General features: G+C 36.7%; 16 protein-coding genes and 3 tRNA genes. 10 read left to right on the top strand and 9 right to left on the bottom strand.

The window, feature by feature from the left end; all coding sequences use genetic code 11:
* Positions 1-108: 108 nt before the first annotated feature.
* From dxr to ACQH2O_RS07445, 4 genes are all read right to left on the bottom strand, one after another.
* The gene (dxr, locus tag ACQH2O_RS07460; protein WP_070356952.1) at positions 109-1,272 is read right to left on the bottom strand and encodes a 1-deoxy-D-xylulose-5-phosphate reductoisomerase; all 1,164 of its coding nucleotides are present in this window, start codon (positions 1,270-1,272) and stop codon (positions 109-111) included.
* A 72-nt stretch (positions 1,273-1,344) separates the two neighbouring features.
* Positions 1,345-1,842, bottom strand: coding sequence for a hypothetical protein (locus ACQH2O_RS07455; RefSeq protein ID WP_010082318.1), 498 nt, complete (start codon positions 1,840-1,842; stop codon positions 1,345-1,347).
* 321 nt (positions 1,843-2,163) lie between these two features.
* A complete protein-coding gene (locus ACQH2O_RS07450) occupies positions 2,164-2,865 on the bottom strand; it encodes an ABC transporter ATP-binding protein (RefSeq protein WP_425385184.1) in 702 nt (233 codons plus the stop codon).
* Positions 2,858-3,640: an MlaE family ABC transporter permease gene (locus ACQH2O_RS07445; RefSeq protein ID WP_038199265.1), complete on the bottom strand. Its 783-nt coding sequence runs from the start codon at positions 3,638-3,640 to the stop codon at positions 2,858-2,860. Before ACQH2O_RS07445 ends, ACQH2O_RS07450 begins: the two co-directional genes overlap by 8 nt.
* Before the next feature lie 910 nt (positions 3,641-4,550).
* On the opposite strand from ACQH2O_RS07445, the gene rpmF reads away from it, so the two are divergent.
* The 4 genes from rpmF to ACQH2O_RS07425 all read left to right on the top strand — a co-directional run bounded on the left by rpmF (position 4,551) and on the right by ACQH2O_RS07425 (position 7,012).
* The gene (rpmF, locus tag ACQH2O_RS07440) at positions 4,551-4,733 is read left to right on the top strand and encodes a 50S ribosomal protein L32 (protein ID WP_010962967.1); all 183 of its coding nucleotides are present in this window, start codon (positions 4,551-4,553) and stop codon (positions 4,731-4,733) included.
* 10 nt (positions 4,734-4,743) lie between these two features.
* Entirely contained in the window at positions 4,744-5,781 is a 1,038-nt protein-coding gene (plsX, locus tag ACQH2O_RS07435; RefSeq protein ID WP_038199264.1) for a phosphate acyltransferase PlsX, read from the top strand.
* Positions 5,774-6,730, top strand: a complete 957-nt coding sequence (locus tag ACQH2O_RS07430; protein ID WP_010962965.1) for a beta-ketoacyl-ACP synthase III — start codon at positions 5,774-5,776, stop codon at positions 6,728-6,730. The genes plsX and ACQH2O_RS07430 overlap by 8 nt, the downstream gene beginning before the upstream one ends.
* Positions 6,731-6,841: 111 nt before the next feature.
* On the top strand, positions 6,842-7,012 hold the full coding sequence (locus ACQH2O_RS07425) for a hypothetical protein (protein ID WP_010082311.1): 171 nt from the start codon (positions 6,842-6,844) through the stop codon (positions 7,010-7,012).
* Between the two features lie 537 nt (positions 7,013-7,549).
* Here the strand turns inward: ACQH2O_RS07425 and ACQH2O_RS07420 are convergent.
* From ACQH2O_RS07420 to mnmE, 3 genes are all read right to left on the bottom strand, one after another.
* A complete protein-coding gene (locus ACQH2O_RS07420; protein WP_038199260.1) occupies positions 7,550-8,566 on the bottom strand; it encodes an NAD(P)/FAD-dependent oxidoreductase in 1,017 nt (338 codons plus the stop codon).
* Positions 8,567-8,734: 168 nt separating this feature from the next.
* A tRNA-Ser gene (locus tag ACQH2O_RS07415) sits at positions 8,735-8,822 on the bottom strand.
* A gap of 47 nt (positions 8,823-8,869) precedes the next feature.
* Positions 8,870-10,396 carry a tRNA uridine-5-carboxymethylaminomethyl(34) synthesis GTPase MnmE gene (gene mnmE, locus ACQH2O_RS07410; RefSeq protein ID WP_425385183.1) on the bottom strand — a complete coding sequence of 509 codons (1,527 nt, stop codon included), beginning with the start codon at positions 10,394-10,396 and terminating at the stop codon, positions 8,870-8,872.
* Between the two features lie 131 nt (positions 10,397-10,527).
* Between mnmE and nuoI the strand changes: the two genes are divergently transcribed.
* The 4 genes from nuoI to infC all read left to right on the top strand — a co-directional run bounded on the left by nuoI (position 10,528) and on the right by infC (position 13,838).
* Complete coding sequence (gene nuoI / locus ACQH2O_RS07405; protein WP_038199316.1) at positions 10,528-11,010, top strand: NADH-quinone oxidoreductase subunit NuoI; 483 nt, start codon at positions 10,528-10,530, stop codon at positions 11,008-11,010.
* 115 nt (positions 11,011-11,125) lie between these two features.
* Positions 11,126-11,413 (top strand): hypothetical protein, encoded by a 288-nt coding sequence (locus ACQH2O_RS07400; RefSeq protein ID WP_010962961.1) that lies wholly within the window; start codon positions 11,126-11,128, stop codon positions 11,411-11,413.
* Complete coding sequence (gene thrS, locus ACQH2O_RS07395) at positions 11,406-13,307, top strand: threonine--tRNA ligase (protein ID WP_425385182.1); 1,902 nt, start codon at positions 11,406-11,408, stop codon at positions 13,305-13,307. Before ACQH2O_RS07400 ends, thrS begins: the two co-directional genes overlap by 8 nt.
* 12 nt (positions 13,308-13,319) lie before the next feature.
* The gene (gene infC, locus ACQH2O_RS07390; RefSeq protein WP_006279610.1) at positions 13,320-13,838 is read left to right on the top strand and encodes a translation initiation factor IF-3; all 519 of its coding nucleotides are present in this window, start codon (positions 13,320-13,322) and stop codon (positions 13,836-13,838) included.
* A 28-nt stretch (positions 13,839-13,866) separates the two neighbouring features.
* Here the strand turns inward: infC and nuoF are convergent, their stop codons facing one another.
* Both nuoF and ACQH2O_RS07380 read right to left on the bottom strand, forming a co-directional pair.
* Positions 13,867-15,120 carry an NADH-quinone oxidoreductase subunit NuoF gene (gene nuoF / locus ACQH2O_RS07385; RefSeq protein WP_010962959.1) on the bottom strand — a complete coding sequence of 418 codons (1,254 nt, stop codon included), beginning with the start codon at positions 15,118-15,120 and terminating at the stop codon, positions 13,867-13,869.
* A gap of 19 nt (positions 15,121-15,139) precedes the next feature.
* A tRNA-Lys gene (locus ACQH2O_RS07380) sits at positions 15,140-15,212 on the bottom strand.
* 341 nt (positions 15,213-15,553) lie between these two features.
* Between ACQH2O_RS07380 and ACQH2O_RS07375 the strand changes: the two genes are divergently transcribed.
* Positions 15,554-15,629 (top strand) — tRNA-Ala (locus ACQH2O_RS07375).
* Positions 15,630-15,841: 212 nt separating this feature from the next.
* Positions 15,842-17,317, top strand: coding sequence for a magnesium transporter MgtE N-terminal domain-containing protein (locus ACQH2O_RS07370; protein ID WP_425385181.1), 1,476 nt, complete (start codon positions 15,842-15,844; stop codon positions 17,315-17,317).
* The last annotated feature ends 36 nt before the right edge of the window (positions 17,318-17,353 follow it).

Below are 17,353 nucleotides of genomic sequence, written 5' to 3'. Positions count from 1 at the left end.
GTCATACCGCCGCGGTATCTCGGCATAGATTCCGCTAACAAGTAGCGGAATGACGATTGTGTATCGTGTTTTGCTAAAAATCACAGAATGCAGTCTGGTTACATTACTCTAGCTATACGCAACAACTTTACTTTCAACAATTTTGTGAGCAATAATACGACTTTCATAATCAATATTTATTATATCAGATAGTGAATTAATATCAGTATAACTACCAAAACTTTCCATTGTTGATTCCACTACCTCTACTATTTTTAAAAAGCCGATTCGTGACTTCAAAAATTCATTAACAGCTATTTCATTTGCAGCATTGAGCACAATACTGTTTGTTTGTGGAGCAGAAGAGTTTAACACTGCCATGCTAAGCTTTAGCGCAGGAAAACGCTTATGGTCTGGTTCTTGAAAGGTCAATTTTCCTTGCTTTGTTAAATCTAATTTACGATTTAAAGCTGATCTTTCCGGCCAAGATAGAGCATATGAAATAGGAATTGCCATGTCAGTTTCTGCAAGCACAGCAAAGTTGAACCCATCCTTATAAGTTACAATTCCATGTACTATTGACTCAGGATGCACTATTGCTTCAATTTTATCCGGGCTGATATTAAACAAGTTATGTGCTTCTATTATCTCTAGTGCCTTATTCATCATTGTTGCGCTATCAACCGAGATTTTCTTTCCCATATTCCAAGTGGGGTGACTAAGCGCCTTATCTACCATAACATTTCTTAATTGCTCAAGGCTATAATTTAAGAATGGTCCACCAGAAGCAGTAAGTATGATCTTTTCTACGCATTTGTCGTCATTTTGCAAAATTTGAAAAATTGCATTGTGCTCAGAGTCAATAGGGATTATTTGTACATTTTTTTCTTTAGCTTTTTTGAGTAATAACTTTCCACCGCAAACAATGCTTTCTTTGTTTGCCAATGCAATGACTTTGGTACCGCTTTCTATAACTTCCATAACTGGCCCAAGGCCTGCAATGCCAACTATTGCAACAACTGAGAGATCAACAGGTATGGTAGCAATATTTGTAGCACCAATTGCTATTTTTACATCTGTACCAAGTAAACTTTCTTTCAAATCTTTGTAAAGCCTTTCATCGGAGATAGCAACATATTTTGCATTTAGCAGTTTTGCTTGGTGTGCCAGTAGAGCAAAGTTCGAATGGGCACTTAGTGCTTCCACTTGGTATTCTTCTTTTCTCTTTGAGAGCAAATCTACAGTCTTTTTTCCAACACTTCCTGTTGATCCCAAAACTGAAACCTTTTTCACTAAGACAAACTCATAACAACAGCAACTTTTCTTATTAGGCCTTCTTCCAACTATTCAATAGTTTTTAAGTGTTTAACCAAGTTCATGTCCGTGGTCATCGCCAACAGATGGTGAAGGACCAGGTGAAAAAGATTGACCATGGTGATCACCTGCATCATGCATGTCTTGCAAACCATCAGCATTATGAGCTATTTCGTTATTGGCATGAGGGTAATCATCTGAGTGATGTCCATCATCACCATGAGCCATATCCATTTCTTCTGATGGCATATCTTCCCCACCTCCACCTGAAAAATATTCTGCAAGGCCTTCAAGAAGTTTTATGCCAAACATATTACCTGACTTTCCAAACAATGTTACTAGACTACTGCCACTCACCAAACCTTCAAACACGTTACTATAAGCAGCAATTGCTCCTTCATGAAAGTTGAACAACCATTTCATTCCATCGACAACTGTTGAAACAGAGTCACTATGACCAAGACCAAAACCACTTTTCTCACCAGCAGCCTCTTGGTGTTGCTGCTGCGCTTGCCATTCTGCAATGTTTGGACCTTGAGCTTCACTCATAAATTTTTACTCTCAACCTTTAAGCTATTATTTTATCACAAATATTGCAAAATATCAATAGAGCTTTTGAATATAGCTAATACAAACAATTTCTGTCATCCTATATATAGCTAAACTGACTTACGACAATTTGAAAAACGACAAATTCGTCATTCCGCTACTAGTTAGCGGAATCTATGCCGAGATACCGCGAATGAATCGCGGTATGACGTGTTAGCTATAGGATCCAGTTTGAAAAAAATCTGAATTCCAATGTTCACTACCTTTTACAAAGTTAAAACTTAAAAATATGACTGTTAGCAATAGTGTATATATCTTTAGCTATATATAATGAATGAATTTTTTTATATATTCGTTATTAGTATTTTGTATTTCCTGAACAGTTCCATGGGAAATGATCTCCCCTTCATATAATACTGCTATTTTATCAGCTATTTTAAATGCGCTATGAATATCATGTGTAATCGTGATAATTGTAGGGTTAAGATCTCTAGATAATTTTATTATTATCTCGTTTACTATATCTGACATAATTGGGTCCAATCCTGAAGTTGGTTCATCCAAAATAATGATTTCTGGATTGTGTGCAATCGCCCTTGCAAGTGCCACTCTTTTTTTCATTCCACCTGATAGCTCTATTGGAAACATATCTGCTATGCTTTCCTCCAGTCCAACATCATTTAACTTCTCGATTGCTAGCTGTTTTGCCTCTTTTTTGCTGATATTAAAGCGCTTTTTATAATTAAAAGATATATTTTCCCACACTGTAACGTAGTCAAATAAAGCGGAATTTTGAAATAAAACCCCAAATTTATTTTTGCTTTTACTATTTATTTTAACAGACCCTGAGTCTGGAGCAAGCAAGCCGATAATTGTTTTTGTTAATACAGATTTGCCGCTTCCTGAGCCACCAAGTATGACTAATGATTTCCCTTTTAATATATCAAAATTTAGATCTTTTAGTACTGTCCTATCATCAAAAGATAAGCTTAAGTTCAATATTGATATTATGGGGTTACGCATGTATCAAAGTAATCATGTAGTTTGCTAAAATGATCAGTATGGACGATAAAACAACAGTTGATGTTGTAGCAACACCTACTCCTCGTGCACCTTCTTTGCAATGGTAACCGTAATAGCAGCTTGAGACAGAAATTATGGCGCCAAATGCAGTTGCTTTTATTAGCCCAGTTATAAAATCATACGTATTAAAGAACTGAGCTGTGTGTTTAATGTATATATTTAAATTGTGGTTAAATTCGAAGACTGCAGTGATGCATCCTCCAAATATTCCTATTAAATCTGCACATACTGTAAGTATGGGAAATACTATGATTGACGCTAAAATCCTTGGTGCAATTAAATATTTGAAAGGGTTGATGTTCAAAGTTGTAAGGGCATCTATTTGCTCGGTGATGCGCATCGTACCAATTTCTGCTGCAACTGATGATCCAACCTTTCCTACCATTATTAAGCTGATCAAAACTGGTCCTAACTCTTTAATGATAGTGATCGTAACAAGTTTGGGTATTATCTGTTCTTGGTTAATTAATGGGTCACTCAAGCTACTTTGTAAAACTATCGCCGCTCCTATAAAAACTCCAGTGAGCCCAACAATTGGCAGAGAGAAAAAGCCTATCTCTATAATTTGTCTTGCTATGTTGCTAAAATAATATGGTGGCACAAGGCAGTGGTATAGAGATTGAATAAAAAATATGAATGCACTACCAAGCCTTAACAAAAAATTGATAAAGTACCTACCAATTATTCTAACACTATTTATATCAAAAAAGCTCACTTTGTATTCATTTTAGCTAGAGGTTAGTCTTACTGATTTTATTAAAATTTTTATTAACTTTATCGCAAAGTATAGCTGAGATATGTTTTAAGTTCAATATACTTGATGTTTTAATTTAAAGCTTAACCCAAGAAAGGTTTCCCTACGTCATACCGCCACGGTATCCACAACTGTACGAACGTTGTAGTTTGGGAGCAATTCCCACCAGTGGGCCAGTGCCCAGACACTGGGATGGCTTTGTTGCATCGCTACTTATGAAAGGCTAACTATAATTAGGATTATAAGCAACTTATTGAAAATCTTGTTTTTTTGCAATCAATCTGATCAAATTTAAGAATAGTAATTTGTTATTTATATTAATAAATTTAATTCTATTGAAAATAGCTAAAGCATTGAAATTCTTGAATTTTAGCCAGATTAGTGAGTGGTAGTGAAATTTCTTTTACTCAAATTTAGGTATTCACTGACCGTTCTTGTTATAAATACCAGAATAATAAGCTACTGATATTCCCTATCTTTTTTATCTTTAATCCATCATAGCTAGCGATGCAACAAAGCCCACTGGGATCCAGCTTCTATGCAACTTAATTAAAAACGTTTGTTTTAGCATAAGACAACTACCTTTAGCTCATCAGCTCAGTTATAAGCAAAATTTCTGGATTCCAGACTGGAATGACATCATCTGTTGTGCAATTTACCTTCAAAAATGAATGTTCGTACAGCTATGGATTCATTCGCGGTATAGATTCCGCTAACGAGTAGCGGAATGACGGTTTTTCAAATTGTAGAGCCACTTTAGCTATAGAACTCAATTACATAAGCAAACCTTACTTATTTTACTATCCCTGTTTACTTCCTGTAAAAAACATGTTACTAATGAATTGAATTTTGTAGTAGAATGGAGGAAGTTTTGGCAGTTCCAAAAAGAAAAAAGTCAAAGTCAAGGCGTAATATGCATCGTTCTCATCATGCTATTGAGCCTAAGAATGTTGTGGTATGTTCAACAACTGGGGAATTCATGTTGCCTCATAACGTAGCAGTTGATGGCAGTTACAAAGGAAAACGGGTTTTCATCAAGCAACAGGCAGAGTGACTATTATGATATGTTATCTACGGTCAATAATAATATAGTTATTGCACTTGACGCTATGGGGGGCGATTTTGCGCCTCTTTCCGTAATTCATGGTGCTGGTTTTTTTTTAGACAACCTTGTTGACCCAGGCATTAAAGTTTTTTTTCATATTTATGGAGATAAGGAAGAAGTATCTCCTTTGCTTTTGAAATATAAAAAAGTAAGTAACAATTCTGAATTTACTCATTGTTCTGACAATGTCCTTGCAAATGATAAGCCATCTTTTGCGCTGAGACATCGTAAAGACTCAAGTATGAAAGCTGCAATTGTTGCAGTGAAAGAAGGTAAAGCTTTCGGAGTGGTATCTTCAGGCAACACCGGAGCGTTGATGGCAATTTCCAGATTTATTTTAGGAACATTACCAAACATTTATCGTCCTGCTATTGCCTCTATCTGTCCAACTAAGACAAAAAGCTTCGCTTTGCTTGACCTTGGTGCAAATGTTGATTGTAATGCCGACTCATTATTTCAATTTGCGTTAATGGGTAGTATATTTGCAAAAATAGCATTAAAAATTGACAATCCTGAAGTTGCTTTGCTAAATATCGGCACAGAAGAAGTTAAAGGTAATGACTCAGTGCGCGGCGCTTTTGAGTTGCTTAAAAACGCTCCAGGCATTAATTTCAAAGGGTATATAGAGGCAAGTGAATTTTTAGAGGGTAATATAGATGTGATTGTTGCTGATGGTTTTGTTGGCAATGTAATGCTCAAAACGGCTGAGGCAACCGCTAGTACCTTTATCAATCTAATAAAGCAGGAAGTATTCAATTCGTGGATAGCGAAAATGCTTGTTGGTATATTGTTAAAATCCAAACTAAATAAAGCTTTAACGCGTTTTAATCCCAAAATTAGAAGTGGAGCTATGTTTTTAGGGCTGAATGGTATCATCATTAAAAGTCATGGAAATTCTGATGCTATTTCTTTTGCCCATGCCATAAAATTTGCAGTAAATGCAATTAGTGAAAATTTAAATCAAAAGATAATTAACGGGGTAAGTCATATTGAATAAAAGTTTCATATTAAGCACTGGATCTTACCTACCAAGAAAAATGTTGAGTAACAACGAAATTGCATCGATAGTTGAGACGAGCGATGAATGGATAAGGCAGAGAACAGGAATAGTTCAAAGGCATATAGCAGATGAAGGAGAACTAACGTCAGATCTAGCTGTAAATGCAGCAAAAAGTGCTATAGAAAAAGCTAAAATTTCAGTAGATGAAATTGACTTGATTATAGTTGCTACAACAACTCCTGATAAAACTTTTCCTAGCTGTGCAACGATTGTACAAAGTAAGTTAAAATGTAAAAACGCATTTGCTTTTGATGTACAAGCAGCATGCTCTGGTTTTATATATGCAGTTACAGTTGCTGATTCGCTCATAAAATCTAACAATAGAATTAAATATGCATTGGTTATAGGTGCTGAAATAATGTCTAGGATTGTTGATTGGGAAGATAGGTCAACTTGTGTACTCTTTGGTGATGGTGCTGGTGCAGTGGTGATGAAATCAGAAATGGGTAGAAGCGGCATCATATCAACAAACTTATACTCTGACGGCAATGTGGACATACTATGTACGAACGGAGGGATATCCTCAACTGGTGATTCTGGAAAAATATGCATGAATGGAAGAGAAGTGTTTAAACATGCAGTGGATAAGTTAACAGCCTCAGTAGAGGAAACTCTGAAATGCAATAATTTGAAAATCACTGATATTGACTGGTTAATTCCCCATCAAGCAAACATTCGTATTATTGAAGCAGTAGTAAAGAAATTAGATTTTCCTATAGAGAAAGTGATTAATACCGTTGATAAGCATGCAAACACCTCAGCGGCATCAATTCCACTGGCCTTAGACTATGCAATACAAGAATCAAAAATAAAATCAGGAAATCTGGTACTGCTGATTTCAATAGGTGCAGGCCTGACCTGGGGTTCCGTGTTGCTGCACTATTAGACTTCCTGCATTACCTCCTGTCATCCAAGTACCCTCTTTGTCATTCCAGTGCCTCTTTCTCCTGTCATCCCAGTGCCCTGACTACTTGGATCCAGAAAAAAGAATGGTGTCATGAAAGTAGCTGATACTGGTTTTCATCCAAGAGGGTGTCATCTCAGTGCCCTGACTACTTGGATCCAGGAAAGTTTGCTTGTAAGCAAGCAAACTAGCACAGAAAGTGGTTACAACATTTTCGATGAGATTATATGGAAAACTAGATCCCAGTGTCAAGCACTGGGATGACAGCAGTCCTACGTCATACCGCGATTCATTCGCGGTATCTCTAGATCCCGCTAACAAGCAGCGGGATGACGGTTGTCGTTTAGCCATAAATATTTAAGAAATTTACCAAATGAAAAAAAAGGCAAAAGAAGCCCTGGGGTTATTATCCGCTTTAAAATATTGGCGTTTTTTATGTTTTAAACGCTTGACAAGCGAGATTAAGCTGCTTTTAATTGCAACTAACTTACGCTGCAAACGTTTAAGAAATTTACTAAGCAGAAAAAAAGACAAAGAATCCCCGAGTTAGCTAGTCTTTTACTATCTCTGTCGAGTATTGGCATTTTTTGATGTCTTGTAACGCTTTATAAGCGCGTTCAGCTTATTTAGATAAAAATCTAGATGTAGATGAAGTTTTGTAAAGACATACAGTATCTATATACTGCAAAAAATTGAACATAAGACGCCGATACATTAAGTAATCCTTACCTTTTAATCTGCAGATTGGCGAAAGCAAATACAATAGCTTCAGTTTCATGATAAGGGAGCTGGCGAGGTTTGTCAAGGAAGTTTTTCTTTTCCGTGAATTCCCTTTGAGGTTGAATATTGAAAATTAACCGGAGAGTTGTGGATTACTTTGTATATGTCATAACAAGCCATGGCGCTCTCAGCAAAACCATTTAGTATTAATTTTAGTTTGCCTGAATAAATAGCTATATCTCCGATTGCATATATCCTATCTCTACTGGTTTTAAGTGTAGCTGGGTCGACAACTATGCGGCTATGTTCTAACTGTATACCCCAATTGTTTATTGGACCAAGATTCATTGACAATCCAAAAAATGGCAGCAAAAAATCAGCGGATATTTCTTTTTCTTCCTTAGAGGCAATGTTTTTTACTATCACTGCGCTCAACTGCCCATTACCTCCTGCTAGTTCGTGTAATTGATATGGCACTACCAGTTCTATTTTTCCATCAATTTCAAGTGATTCTAATTTATTTCTAGTTTCAGGAGTGCAGCGAAATTCCTTTCTCCTATGTATCACATAAATTTTCTTCGCAACTTTAGAAAGTTCTACAGTCCAATCAGCCGCAGAATCACCCCCACCTGCAATGACTATAGTTTTGTCCTGAAAATCAGAAATTTTATTTACACTGTAAAATACAGATTTATTTTCATATTCTAATATACCACTTAAGGGTGGACGGTTAGGTTCAAACATTCCGTTACCTGCAGCAACAATAACGGCTTTGCATTTTACCTCTGTACCTATGTTCGTTATGACAGTAAAGCTTTCACCTTCGTTATTTGAAATCTTTTCCACTTTTTGACTTAAATGGTAAACAGGCTTAAATGGCGAAGATTGCTCCATTAGTTGCTCAATTAATTTTTGGGCAGTGATTACAGGATAACCAGGTATATCATATATTGGCTTTTCTGGGTAAAGAGCTGTGCATTGTCCTCCTGCTTGATCCAAAACATCTATTATATGACATCTCATATCAAGCATTCCCGCTTGAAAAGCAGTGAATATTCCAACAGGTCCTGCACCTATTATTACTATATCGGTTTTCATATTCAGATGGTGATCTATTTATAGATATTAGCTTTCTTTGCTAACAAGGTCAATTTACAAAGGGATGTATTTTTAAAAGATGTGGCTAGATTAGACAAGATTTCCAGCGTTATGAACCACATAGTCCAAATAAGCTCTAAAAATCAGCTAGCATAGCGAGATGCTGTGCGGACGGAATGGGATTCGAACCCATGGTACGCTCATCACGTACGTCAGTTTTCAAGACTGGTGCCTTAAACCGCTCGGCCATCCGTCCATTTCTTTTCTATCACAACATTTGATTTTAAGCAATCTATAAAAGCTTTACTTGCCCACGCAAAAGTTGCTAAACACACTACTCAATATTTCCTCAACATCAATAATTCCAATCACCGCACCAAGTTCAAATGCAGCAAGCCTCAAATCTTCAGATATCAACTCAATTGGATTATCGATATTAAAACGTTGTAAATGTTCCAGTGCTTTCTTCATGTGATTCCTATGTCTTTGCCGAGTGATTACAGGAGTGTCTCTATCGTGCCCAAATTTTTCCTCTGCCTTCTCTTTTATGAGAGAGATCAATTTGTTTGTACCTATTTCCTTTAGAATAGAAATGGGTAAAAGATCTATGCCATTAATTTTTATATTGTGATTATTGATAACATCGTCAGCTTTGCTCAATACATAAATGGTGTCATTTTGGTCTGATGTCATGCAAGTAGCTGACACTGGAATCCAGCTATGAACATTGTTTTCAGCACATGTTTCTAGAATCCATTGTCTATTGCATAATTTGCAAGTATTTTTATATCTGGATCCCAGTGTCAAGCACTGGGATGACACCGTTTGTTGATTACAATATTTGCATAGTTGTGTGTCAACGACAGATGGTATATTGCCTGTGGCTTGATAATTGACATCGTGTCGTTGTTCAAAAGGAAATAGCTCTATTCTTAAATCAGCTTCAAAAGACCTCTTTTTCGCTCGACTTATACCTTCTAATTCTATTGGATCTGAACTTTCACGAATTCCAGCAGTATCAGAGAGAATGATTGGGTATCCGCCAATGTCAATATGAGCTTCAAGTATATCTCTTGTTGTGCCTGCATATTCAGAAACAATAGCAATATCACGCTTGGCTAAGAAATTAAACAGAGTTGATTTACCGACATTTGGTTCACCAGTTATTACAATATGTAAACCCTCACGCAACCTTTCGCCCCGTCTATTATCATTTAAATGCTCTTGTATCAACTGCACGAGAGATTGCACTTCATTATTAATTTTTTCCAATTCACTTTTTTCTGCCCAAATGTCCTCTGGAAAGTCTATATATGCTTCGATTTTGGATTGTATCCTTATTAATCTTTGCCTCCAATTGCTGTATAGTCTCTCCAATTCTCCTGATATCTGCTTAATCGCTTGTTTAGCTTGCATTTTCGTCTCAGCATCAATTAAGTCTGCAATCCCTTCTATTTGCGTTAAGTCAAATTTACCATTTAGAAAAGCCCTAAGTGAGAATTCTCCAGGCTTGGCCATAACGAAAACTTTTGATAATTCCTCCAAGATGATTTTTATAACTGCCTTGCTTCCATGCACTTGTAACTCTATAACGTCCTCGCCAGTGAAACTGTTTGGAGCAGGGAAATAGATGATTATTCCATTATCTATCAATTGACTGGAATCATCATATAGATCAACTAAAGTAGCAAATCTTGGTTTAATTTCTTTCTTAATATGAAAATGATTTAAAGCTTTAAGCGCGTAGTTGCCTGAAATTCTGATTACTGCAACTCCTGACTTACCAAATACGGTCGATAAAGCGAAAATAGTTTCATTTGTGTTTGTCATTATTTATATAAACTACTTAGCAATATTACACTTAAGAAACCAAAATACCTAAAAAGTCACCCAGGTGAAAATATTTATTTTGAAAACTGATAATATGATTTATAATGACTGACACAAGTTTTAAATATTTTATGCTCAAGAAATTAGCTTGGTACTGGTCTTTTGTAGAGTTAATTAAAGGGTTTGTTATTACATTAAAATATATGTTTAAGCCAAAGGTTACTTTGAGGTATCCTATGGAGAAGGGCCCTTTAAGTCCAAGGTTTCGTGGTGAGCATGCGTTGCGTAGGTATCCAAACGGTGAAGAACGATGCATAGCTTGTAAATTATGTGAAGTTATCTGCCCTGCTCAAGCAATAGTTATTGAAGCAGAGGAAAGAGAAGACGGTAGTCGCCGCACCACGCGCTATGATATTGATATGACAAAATGCATATACTGCGGACTTTGCCAAGAGGCATGTCCAGTTGATGCAATTGTTGAAGGTCCTAACTTTGAATTTGCTACTGAAACAAGAGAGGAGCTAATGTACAATAAAGAAAAGTTATTGCGTAATGGTGAAGTTTGGGAAGACGCAATTGCACTCAGGTTAAAAAAGAATAGGCCTTATTATTAATGTTCAGAGCTTATAACCCTGTTATCCATTATGATTTAGGGGCAGTGCCCACTAGGGGTGGTGTCATCCCAGTAGCTGATACACAACTGTACGAACATTTGTTTGCGAGGGCAGTATGTTAAATGTTATAGCCTGTTTTGCCTCAAACACAAAGGTGTCATCCCAGTGCTTGACACTGGGATCCAGTAAAATTGATTGTGAACAAGCACACTATGCAACATTTTCAATGAAATTACAAAAAAGCTGGATTCCAGTGTCAAGCACTGGGATGACACCATTTGCTGTGCAATTTACCTTCGAAAATGAATGTTCGTATGGCTATGTGCGTGACACTGGGATGACACCGTTGGAAGAAGCAAACCGCCTTCAAGCTACATGTCCGTATAGGTTTATTTATGGTTAGGGTTACTTTTTCAACCGAACAAAAAGTAAAAGAATACAGTGGTAAAGTCACTGGCTTTGATATATTACAACCGGATGCTTTGAAAGAAGTAGTTGCATTGAAAGTAAATGGTGAGCTATATGACCTCTCACGTGAAATTGAAGCTGATGCAGAGATAGAGGTGATACAACTGAGTGACGAAGTGGGTTTAGATATAATAAGGCATGATGCTGCTCATATAATGGCGCAGGCAGTGAAAGAGCTATTTCCTAATACTCAGATTACTATCGGCCCAACAATTCAGGACGGTTTTTACTATGATTTTGCTACAGATCGTACCTTCACTACGGACGATCTTACCGCAATAGAAAAGAAAATGAAAGAGATTGTAAAAAGTAACCACAGATTTGTTCGAGAAGTTTGGACTCGCAAGCAGTCAGTTGATTTCTTTAGTGGTATAGGTGAAAAATATAAGGTTGATATTATCTCATCCATACCAGAGGGTGAAAACCTAACTGTTTATAGGCAAGGTGATTTTGTTGACCTATGCCGTGGTCCGCACTCACCATCAACCGGTAGAGTTAAAGCGTTTAAACTTATGAAAGTAGCGGGTGCATACTGGCGTGGTGATTCTAAGGGCCCAATGTTGCAGCGAATATATGGCACAGCATGGGGAAATAAGGATGAATTAAACGCTTACCTTGAGTGCCTCAAAGAAGCAGAAAAACGTGATCACCGCAAAATTGCTAAGGATATGGATTTATTTCACATTCAAGAGGAAGCTGTTGGGCAGGTTTTTTGGCATGAACAAGGATATATTCTATATAATGTTCTTGAGTCTTACATCAGAAAGAAGCTAATAAATAATGGCTATTTTGAGGTAAAAACTCCTATTTTAGTAAGTAAAGAGCTGTGGGAAAGATCTGGACATTGGGATAAGTTTCGTGAAAATATGTTTATTGTTGACGAATCTGAGAATAAAAAGTTAGCAATAAAACCCATGAATTGTCCTTGTCATGTGCAGATTTTTAATTCTCACACCAGGAGCTACCGTGATTTACCAATACGTATGGCAGAGTTTGGCGCATGCCATAGAAATGAAAGCTCAGGCTCATTGCACGGACTGATGCGAGTGCGTGGTTTTACGCAAGACGATGCACACATTTTTTGTATGGAAGAACAAGTGAATTCTGAGACTATAAAGTTTTGTGACCTTTTAAAAGAAGTATATTCAGAGCTTGGATTTAATGAAATTTCTGTGAAATTTTCAGACCGTCCAGATATTAGAGCAGGTAATGATGAAGTGTGGGATAGAGCTGAAAAAGCGCTGCTTGAAGCCGTTAAAGAAGCGGGCTTGAGTTATAAACTTAACCCTGGTGAAGGTGCATTTTATGGTCCAAAGTTAGAGTTCGTTTTGAAAGACGCAATAGGCAGAAATTGGCAATGTGGAACATTACAAGTTGATTTCATTTTACCAGAACGTCTGGGAGCTTTTTATATAGGGGCAGATGGGCACAAGCATCACCCTGTCATGTTACATAGGGCAATTCTTGGGACTTTTGAGCGTTTTATCGGAATTTTGATAGAAAATTATGCAGGAAAATTTCCAGTTTGGCTTGCTCCAACGCAACTTGCTATTCTGACCATTACAAATGAAGCTGACGGTTACGCCACAGAAATTAGCAATATTTTAAAAGAACAAGGTGTGAGAGTCAAGACTGATTTGACCAATGAAAAAATTAGTTATAAGATACGTTTGCATAGTTCAAACAAGGTTCCTATATTGTGGATTGTAGGCAAAAATGAAGTTACAAGTAAAACTGTGTCAGTAAGAAATTTAGGATCGGAAAGACAGGAGTCTTTTTCTTTGGAAAAGGCTAATGAATCGCTGTTAAAAAGTATTAATTTGAATTAAGGGAGTTAAAGTTTGCAAGTTAAAAAGAACAATAAAAACAGAATTAATGGATTTATCACAGCTAAGGAGGTACGCTTAGTTGATCATAGTGGTGAAATGGTCGGAATCGTGCCAATAGAACGAGCTTTGGAATTTGCACAGGGTGTTGGTTTAGACTTGGTGGAAATTGCACCTGATTCAACCCCTCCAGTATGTAAAATTCTGGATTATAGCAAGCAAAAGTATGATATAAAAAAGAAAGCAAGTGAAGCAAAAAAGAAACAAAAAACATTAACTATAAAAGAAATTAAACTGGGTCCCAATATTGGTGATCACGATTACGGAACAAAATTGCGTCAAGCAAGAGACTTACTTGCCCACGGACATAAAATTAAAGTCACAATGAGATTTAGAGGGAGAGAGCTTATAAACACTGAAGTTGGACTGGAAAAATTAGAACGGCTAATTCGAGACACTGAAGATATCGCAAAGGTAGAATTGGCACCTAAAAGAGAAGGGAATCAATATTTTTTAGCTCTGGTTGCTAAGTAGCAAAACGGCTTAAGAAGTATAAGTAAAGTTAAATTATCGCTCTCTCTTTGATAACATGGCGAAAATGTCTTATTAATCCTTGAATCGGCCAAGCTGCAGCATCGCCAAGTGCGCAAATTGTATGTCCTTCTATTTGAGTTGTAAGGTCAAGCAGCTTATCTATTTCATCAGGCTTAATATCTCCTGCCACCATCCTCTTCATAATCCTCCACATCCATCCAGTACCTTCACGGCATGGTGTGCATTGTCCACAGGACTCATGCATATAAAAGTGTGATAACCTCTCTATTGCAGCTATTATATCAGTTGATTTATTCATCACTATTACAGCAGCAGTACCAAGCCCTGATTGTGCAGTTCTTAATGAATCAAAATCCATTTCAATAGTATCACATATAGATTTTGGAATTAATGGCACTGAAGACCCACCAGGTATTACAGCAAGTAAATTATCCCAACCTCCTCGCACTCCACCTGCGTATTTTTCAATTAATTCACGTAATGGAATTCCGAGCTCTTCTTCAACATTACACGGGTTGTTTACGTGCCCTGAAATACAAAAGACCTTGGTACCAGTATTATTTGGTTTACCAAGAGATGCAAACCATTCTCCTCCGCGATTCAGAATATCTGGAACCATGGCTATAGTTTCAACGTTGTTTATTGTGGTTGGGCAGCCAAAAAGTCCAACACCTGCGGGAAATGGAGGCTTCATGCGAGGAAAGCCCTTTTTTCCTTCAATTGATTCGAGTTGAGCTGTTTCTTCCCCACATATGTAAGCTCCTGCGCCCCTATGGATAAACACATCAAGATCATAACCTGATTTGCAGGCATTTTTTCCAATTAAACCTTCTTTATAGGCTTCCTCAAGTGCTTTTTTTAGAACTAAATATTCATTATAAAATTCACCCCTGATATAAATATATGCAACTGATGCGCTGATCGCTTTGCCGGCCAGGAGAATTCCCTCAAGTAACTTATGTGGCTCATATCGCAATATATCTCTATCTTTACATGTACCAGGTTCTGACTCATCTGCATTGACTACTAAATATGCTTTTGGGAGATTTTTGGGCATAAAGCTCCACTTAAGGCCGGTGGAAAATCCTGCACCCCCTCGACCTCTCAAACCAGATTTCTTTACTTCATCAATGATCTTTTCTGATCCTAAATCCAGTAATTCCTTTGTTTTTTGCCAGCTACCACGTTTTTTTGCACCCTCAAGTAGTGGAGTTCCTTTACCATTTAGGTTGGTGAATATTTTGTCTTGTTCTTTTAGCATGTTTTTCAAAATTTGTGAGTGATCCCGACGCGATTCGAACGCGTGACCCACTGATTAAAAGTCAGTTGCTCTACCGGCTGAGCTACGGGATCATTTCATTTTTCAGCTATACTAAACATCAATACAGTTTTTATCCGTTTTAATCAAACTAAAATTTTCATGTGTGGTTAAATAAATTATATAATATACTGCGTTAGTGATAATTTAGTTAAAAAATCTATGAATAATTTAAAAAAATTTCCAAAGGAAAACTTCTTGTTAATTTTCAGTTCACAGATTTATTTGGATGGTGTGACGTATAACGCTAAGGAGACAAAAAAATAGAGAAGTGTGTACACCCTGCAGAATTTGTACACTATTTAGCAATAGCCTAATAGATAAATATTTCTTGCATTTCAGCCTGAGTGATTTATGCTTTAAGCAAGAATTACCTGGGGGTATAGCTCAGCTGGTAGAGCATCTGTTTTGCACGCAGAAGGTCAGCGGTTCGATCCCGCTTGCCTCCACCAGTCTATACAGCTCTAGCCGCCACAAAACCTGTCAAAGCAGCTTATTTTAATCTATGAGGATTTTATACTATTTCCCTGAAAATCTCTATTTCTTTTCGTAACTTTTCTCTACACAAGTAATGTTGGTTATTACAATTGTAATATATACTAACTTAACAATAAATTAATCAATAAATGTTAGAATACTAACAATTAATTTATTGGTAACGCCTATGAGTGGAAAAAAGCATGTTTTTAAGATGATACCTGGAAAAGAGGTGTTTAGAAAAACCCCGACTACAAGGATAAAGTGGCCTGAAGGTAATGATCCTACAATGCCTATTAAAAAAGTTGAGCTTGTATCGCTGGATGATAAAAACGATGTAGTACTAGGCTTATTGCCTATAAAACTTTGCAGCAGTTCTTGCCTAGACAGTTACATATGTCTGGAGGAAGAAAATGAAGGAAATCTGGTAGCCAAAGATTATAAAAGTGATTCTAACTTAGATTATGTAAAAAGTAACCATACATTTGTATATTACGGTAATGAGTTGGCTAAGTTATTATATACAAGAGAGCTTGTGCAGCCTTTCAAAACTATGTGTAGCAGTTCTATTAAATCAAAAAAATTGGAATACAAATATGTAACATGGGAAGATTCAGATACTGGCAACAATAAATATTATTTTTCAGACGAGGCAGGAAATATAATCGATTCACCTGACAATGAGGTATTACAAGACATTATGTTATACTACGGTGAGAGACATATAAGAGATGTGCTACTGTTGCTATCAAACGCGTTTACTAAAGTTTTTATTCAGGGCCTAACAGACGGCCAACTAAAAACTCTTGCCAATACTCTTAGTAACGAGCAACTGCAAAAAATAATTCCTGAACTGAGCTCAAGCCAGTTGCAGGCCTTAGCAGAGAACTTAACAGATGAACAACTCCAAGCTTTAGTGGATCATCTAACCAATCACCAGCTAAAAACCCTCGCTCAGGAACTAAATCCAGAAAAGTTACAAATAATTGTTCCTATTTTAAATGATACTCAGCTTGAAGCTCTAGTGAGAAAATTAAATTCAGAGCAAGTAAAAGAAATTTTACCTCACTTAAAAGTGGATCAGTTCAAAGCACTTATTAAAACTTTAAATGACGAGCAATTTACAGTGCTTGCAAAAGACTTGGCTGAGCACCACTTGACAATACTCTCCAAAGAATTAGAAGGTGATCAGTTGAAAGCTTTAGTAAATAGTCTGCAAGAAGAACAACTGAAAGACTTAGTTAATAAGCTTGATCCTGAGAAACTCGAAGCAATTGCTCAGGATTTAACTGATTCTAATAAGATTCAGATTATCATTAAGTCTTTAGTTGACAACCCAGACAAACTTCAAGCTTTTGCTCGCAATATGTCTAATGAGCAGTTTAAAGAACTTTTGGATAACGTAGGCGCAGAAGAGCTTAAAGACATCATTCACAAACTGCCTTATGAGAAAGTGACAGCTGTGATCGGTGATCTCAGCAATCAAGATCAGTCTAAAGCTATTATTGATGCATTAAAAGGGAAACTTGACGAGCAGAGTAAACAGAACAAGGAAATGATTGAGATGCTCAAGCAAATCAAGGACGATATGCCAGGCATTGCAGAAGCTCCAGATTTTACAATAGTAGAAAACAATAACGATTCAATGCTACTTGTATGGTAGCAATTTATGAAAATCAATTTTTTTATAGGAGGTAAC

The organism is Wolbachia endosymbiont (group B) of Schoenobius gigantella, from assembly GCF_964031005.1.
In the GTDB taxonomy this organism is placed as follows: Bacteria; Pseudomonadota; Alphaproteobacteria; order Rickettsiales; family Anaplasmataceae; genus Wolbachia; species Wolbachia pipientis.
Note: the sequence above shows the minus strand (reverse complement) of the source record. Positions and strands in the feature narration are given on the sequence as shown.

Bases quoted from the DNA above. Each gene is read 5' to 3' on its own strand.
- ACQH2O_RS07370 (WP_425385181.1), top strand. From the start codon at position 15,842: ATGAGTGGAAAAAAGCATGTTTTTAAGATGATACCTGGAAAAGAGGTG.
- ACQH2O_RS07450 (WP_425385184.1), bottom strand. From the start codon at position 2,865: ATGCGTAACCCCATAATATCAATATTGAACTTAAGCTTATCTTTTGAT.
- ACQH2O_RS07400 (WP_010962961.1), top strand. From the start codon at position 11,126: ATGTTAAATGTTATAGCCTGTTTTGCCTCAAACACAAAGGTGTCATCC.
- ACQH2O_RS07455 (WP_010082318.1), bottom strand. From the start codon at position 1,842: ATGAGTGAAGCTCAAGGTCCAAACATTGCAGAATGGCAAGCGCAGCAG.
- plsX (WP_038199264.1), top strand. From the start codon at position 4,744: ATGTTATCTACGGTCAATAATAATATAGTTATTGCACTTGACGCTATG.
- nuoI (WP_038199316.1), top strand. From the start codon at position 10,528: ATGCTCAAGAAATTAGCTTGGTACTGGTCTTTTGTAGAGTTAATTAAA.
- thrS (WP_425385182.1), top strand. From the start codon at position 11,406: ATGGTTAGGGTTACTTTTTCAACCGAACAAAAAGTAAAAGAATACAGT.
- mnmE (WP_425385183.1), bottom strand. From the start codon at position 10,396: ATGACAAACACAAATGAAACTATTTTCGCTTTATCGACCGTATTTGGT.
- ACQH2O_RS07425 (WP_010082311.1), top strand. From the start codon at position 6,842: ATGAAAGTAGCTGATACTGGTTTTCATCCAAGAGGGTGTCATCTCAGT.
- nuoF (WP_010962959.1), bottom strand. From the start codon at position 15,120: ATGCTAAAAGAACAAGACAAAATATTCACCAACCTAAATGGTAAAGGA.
- ACQH2O_RS07420 (WP_038199260.1), bottom strand. From the start codon at position 8,566: ATGAAAACCGATATAGTAATAATAGGTGCAGGACCTGTTGGAATATTC.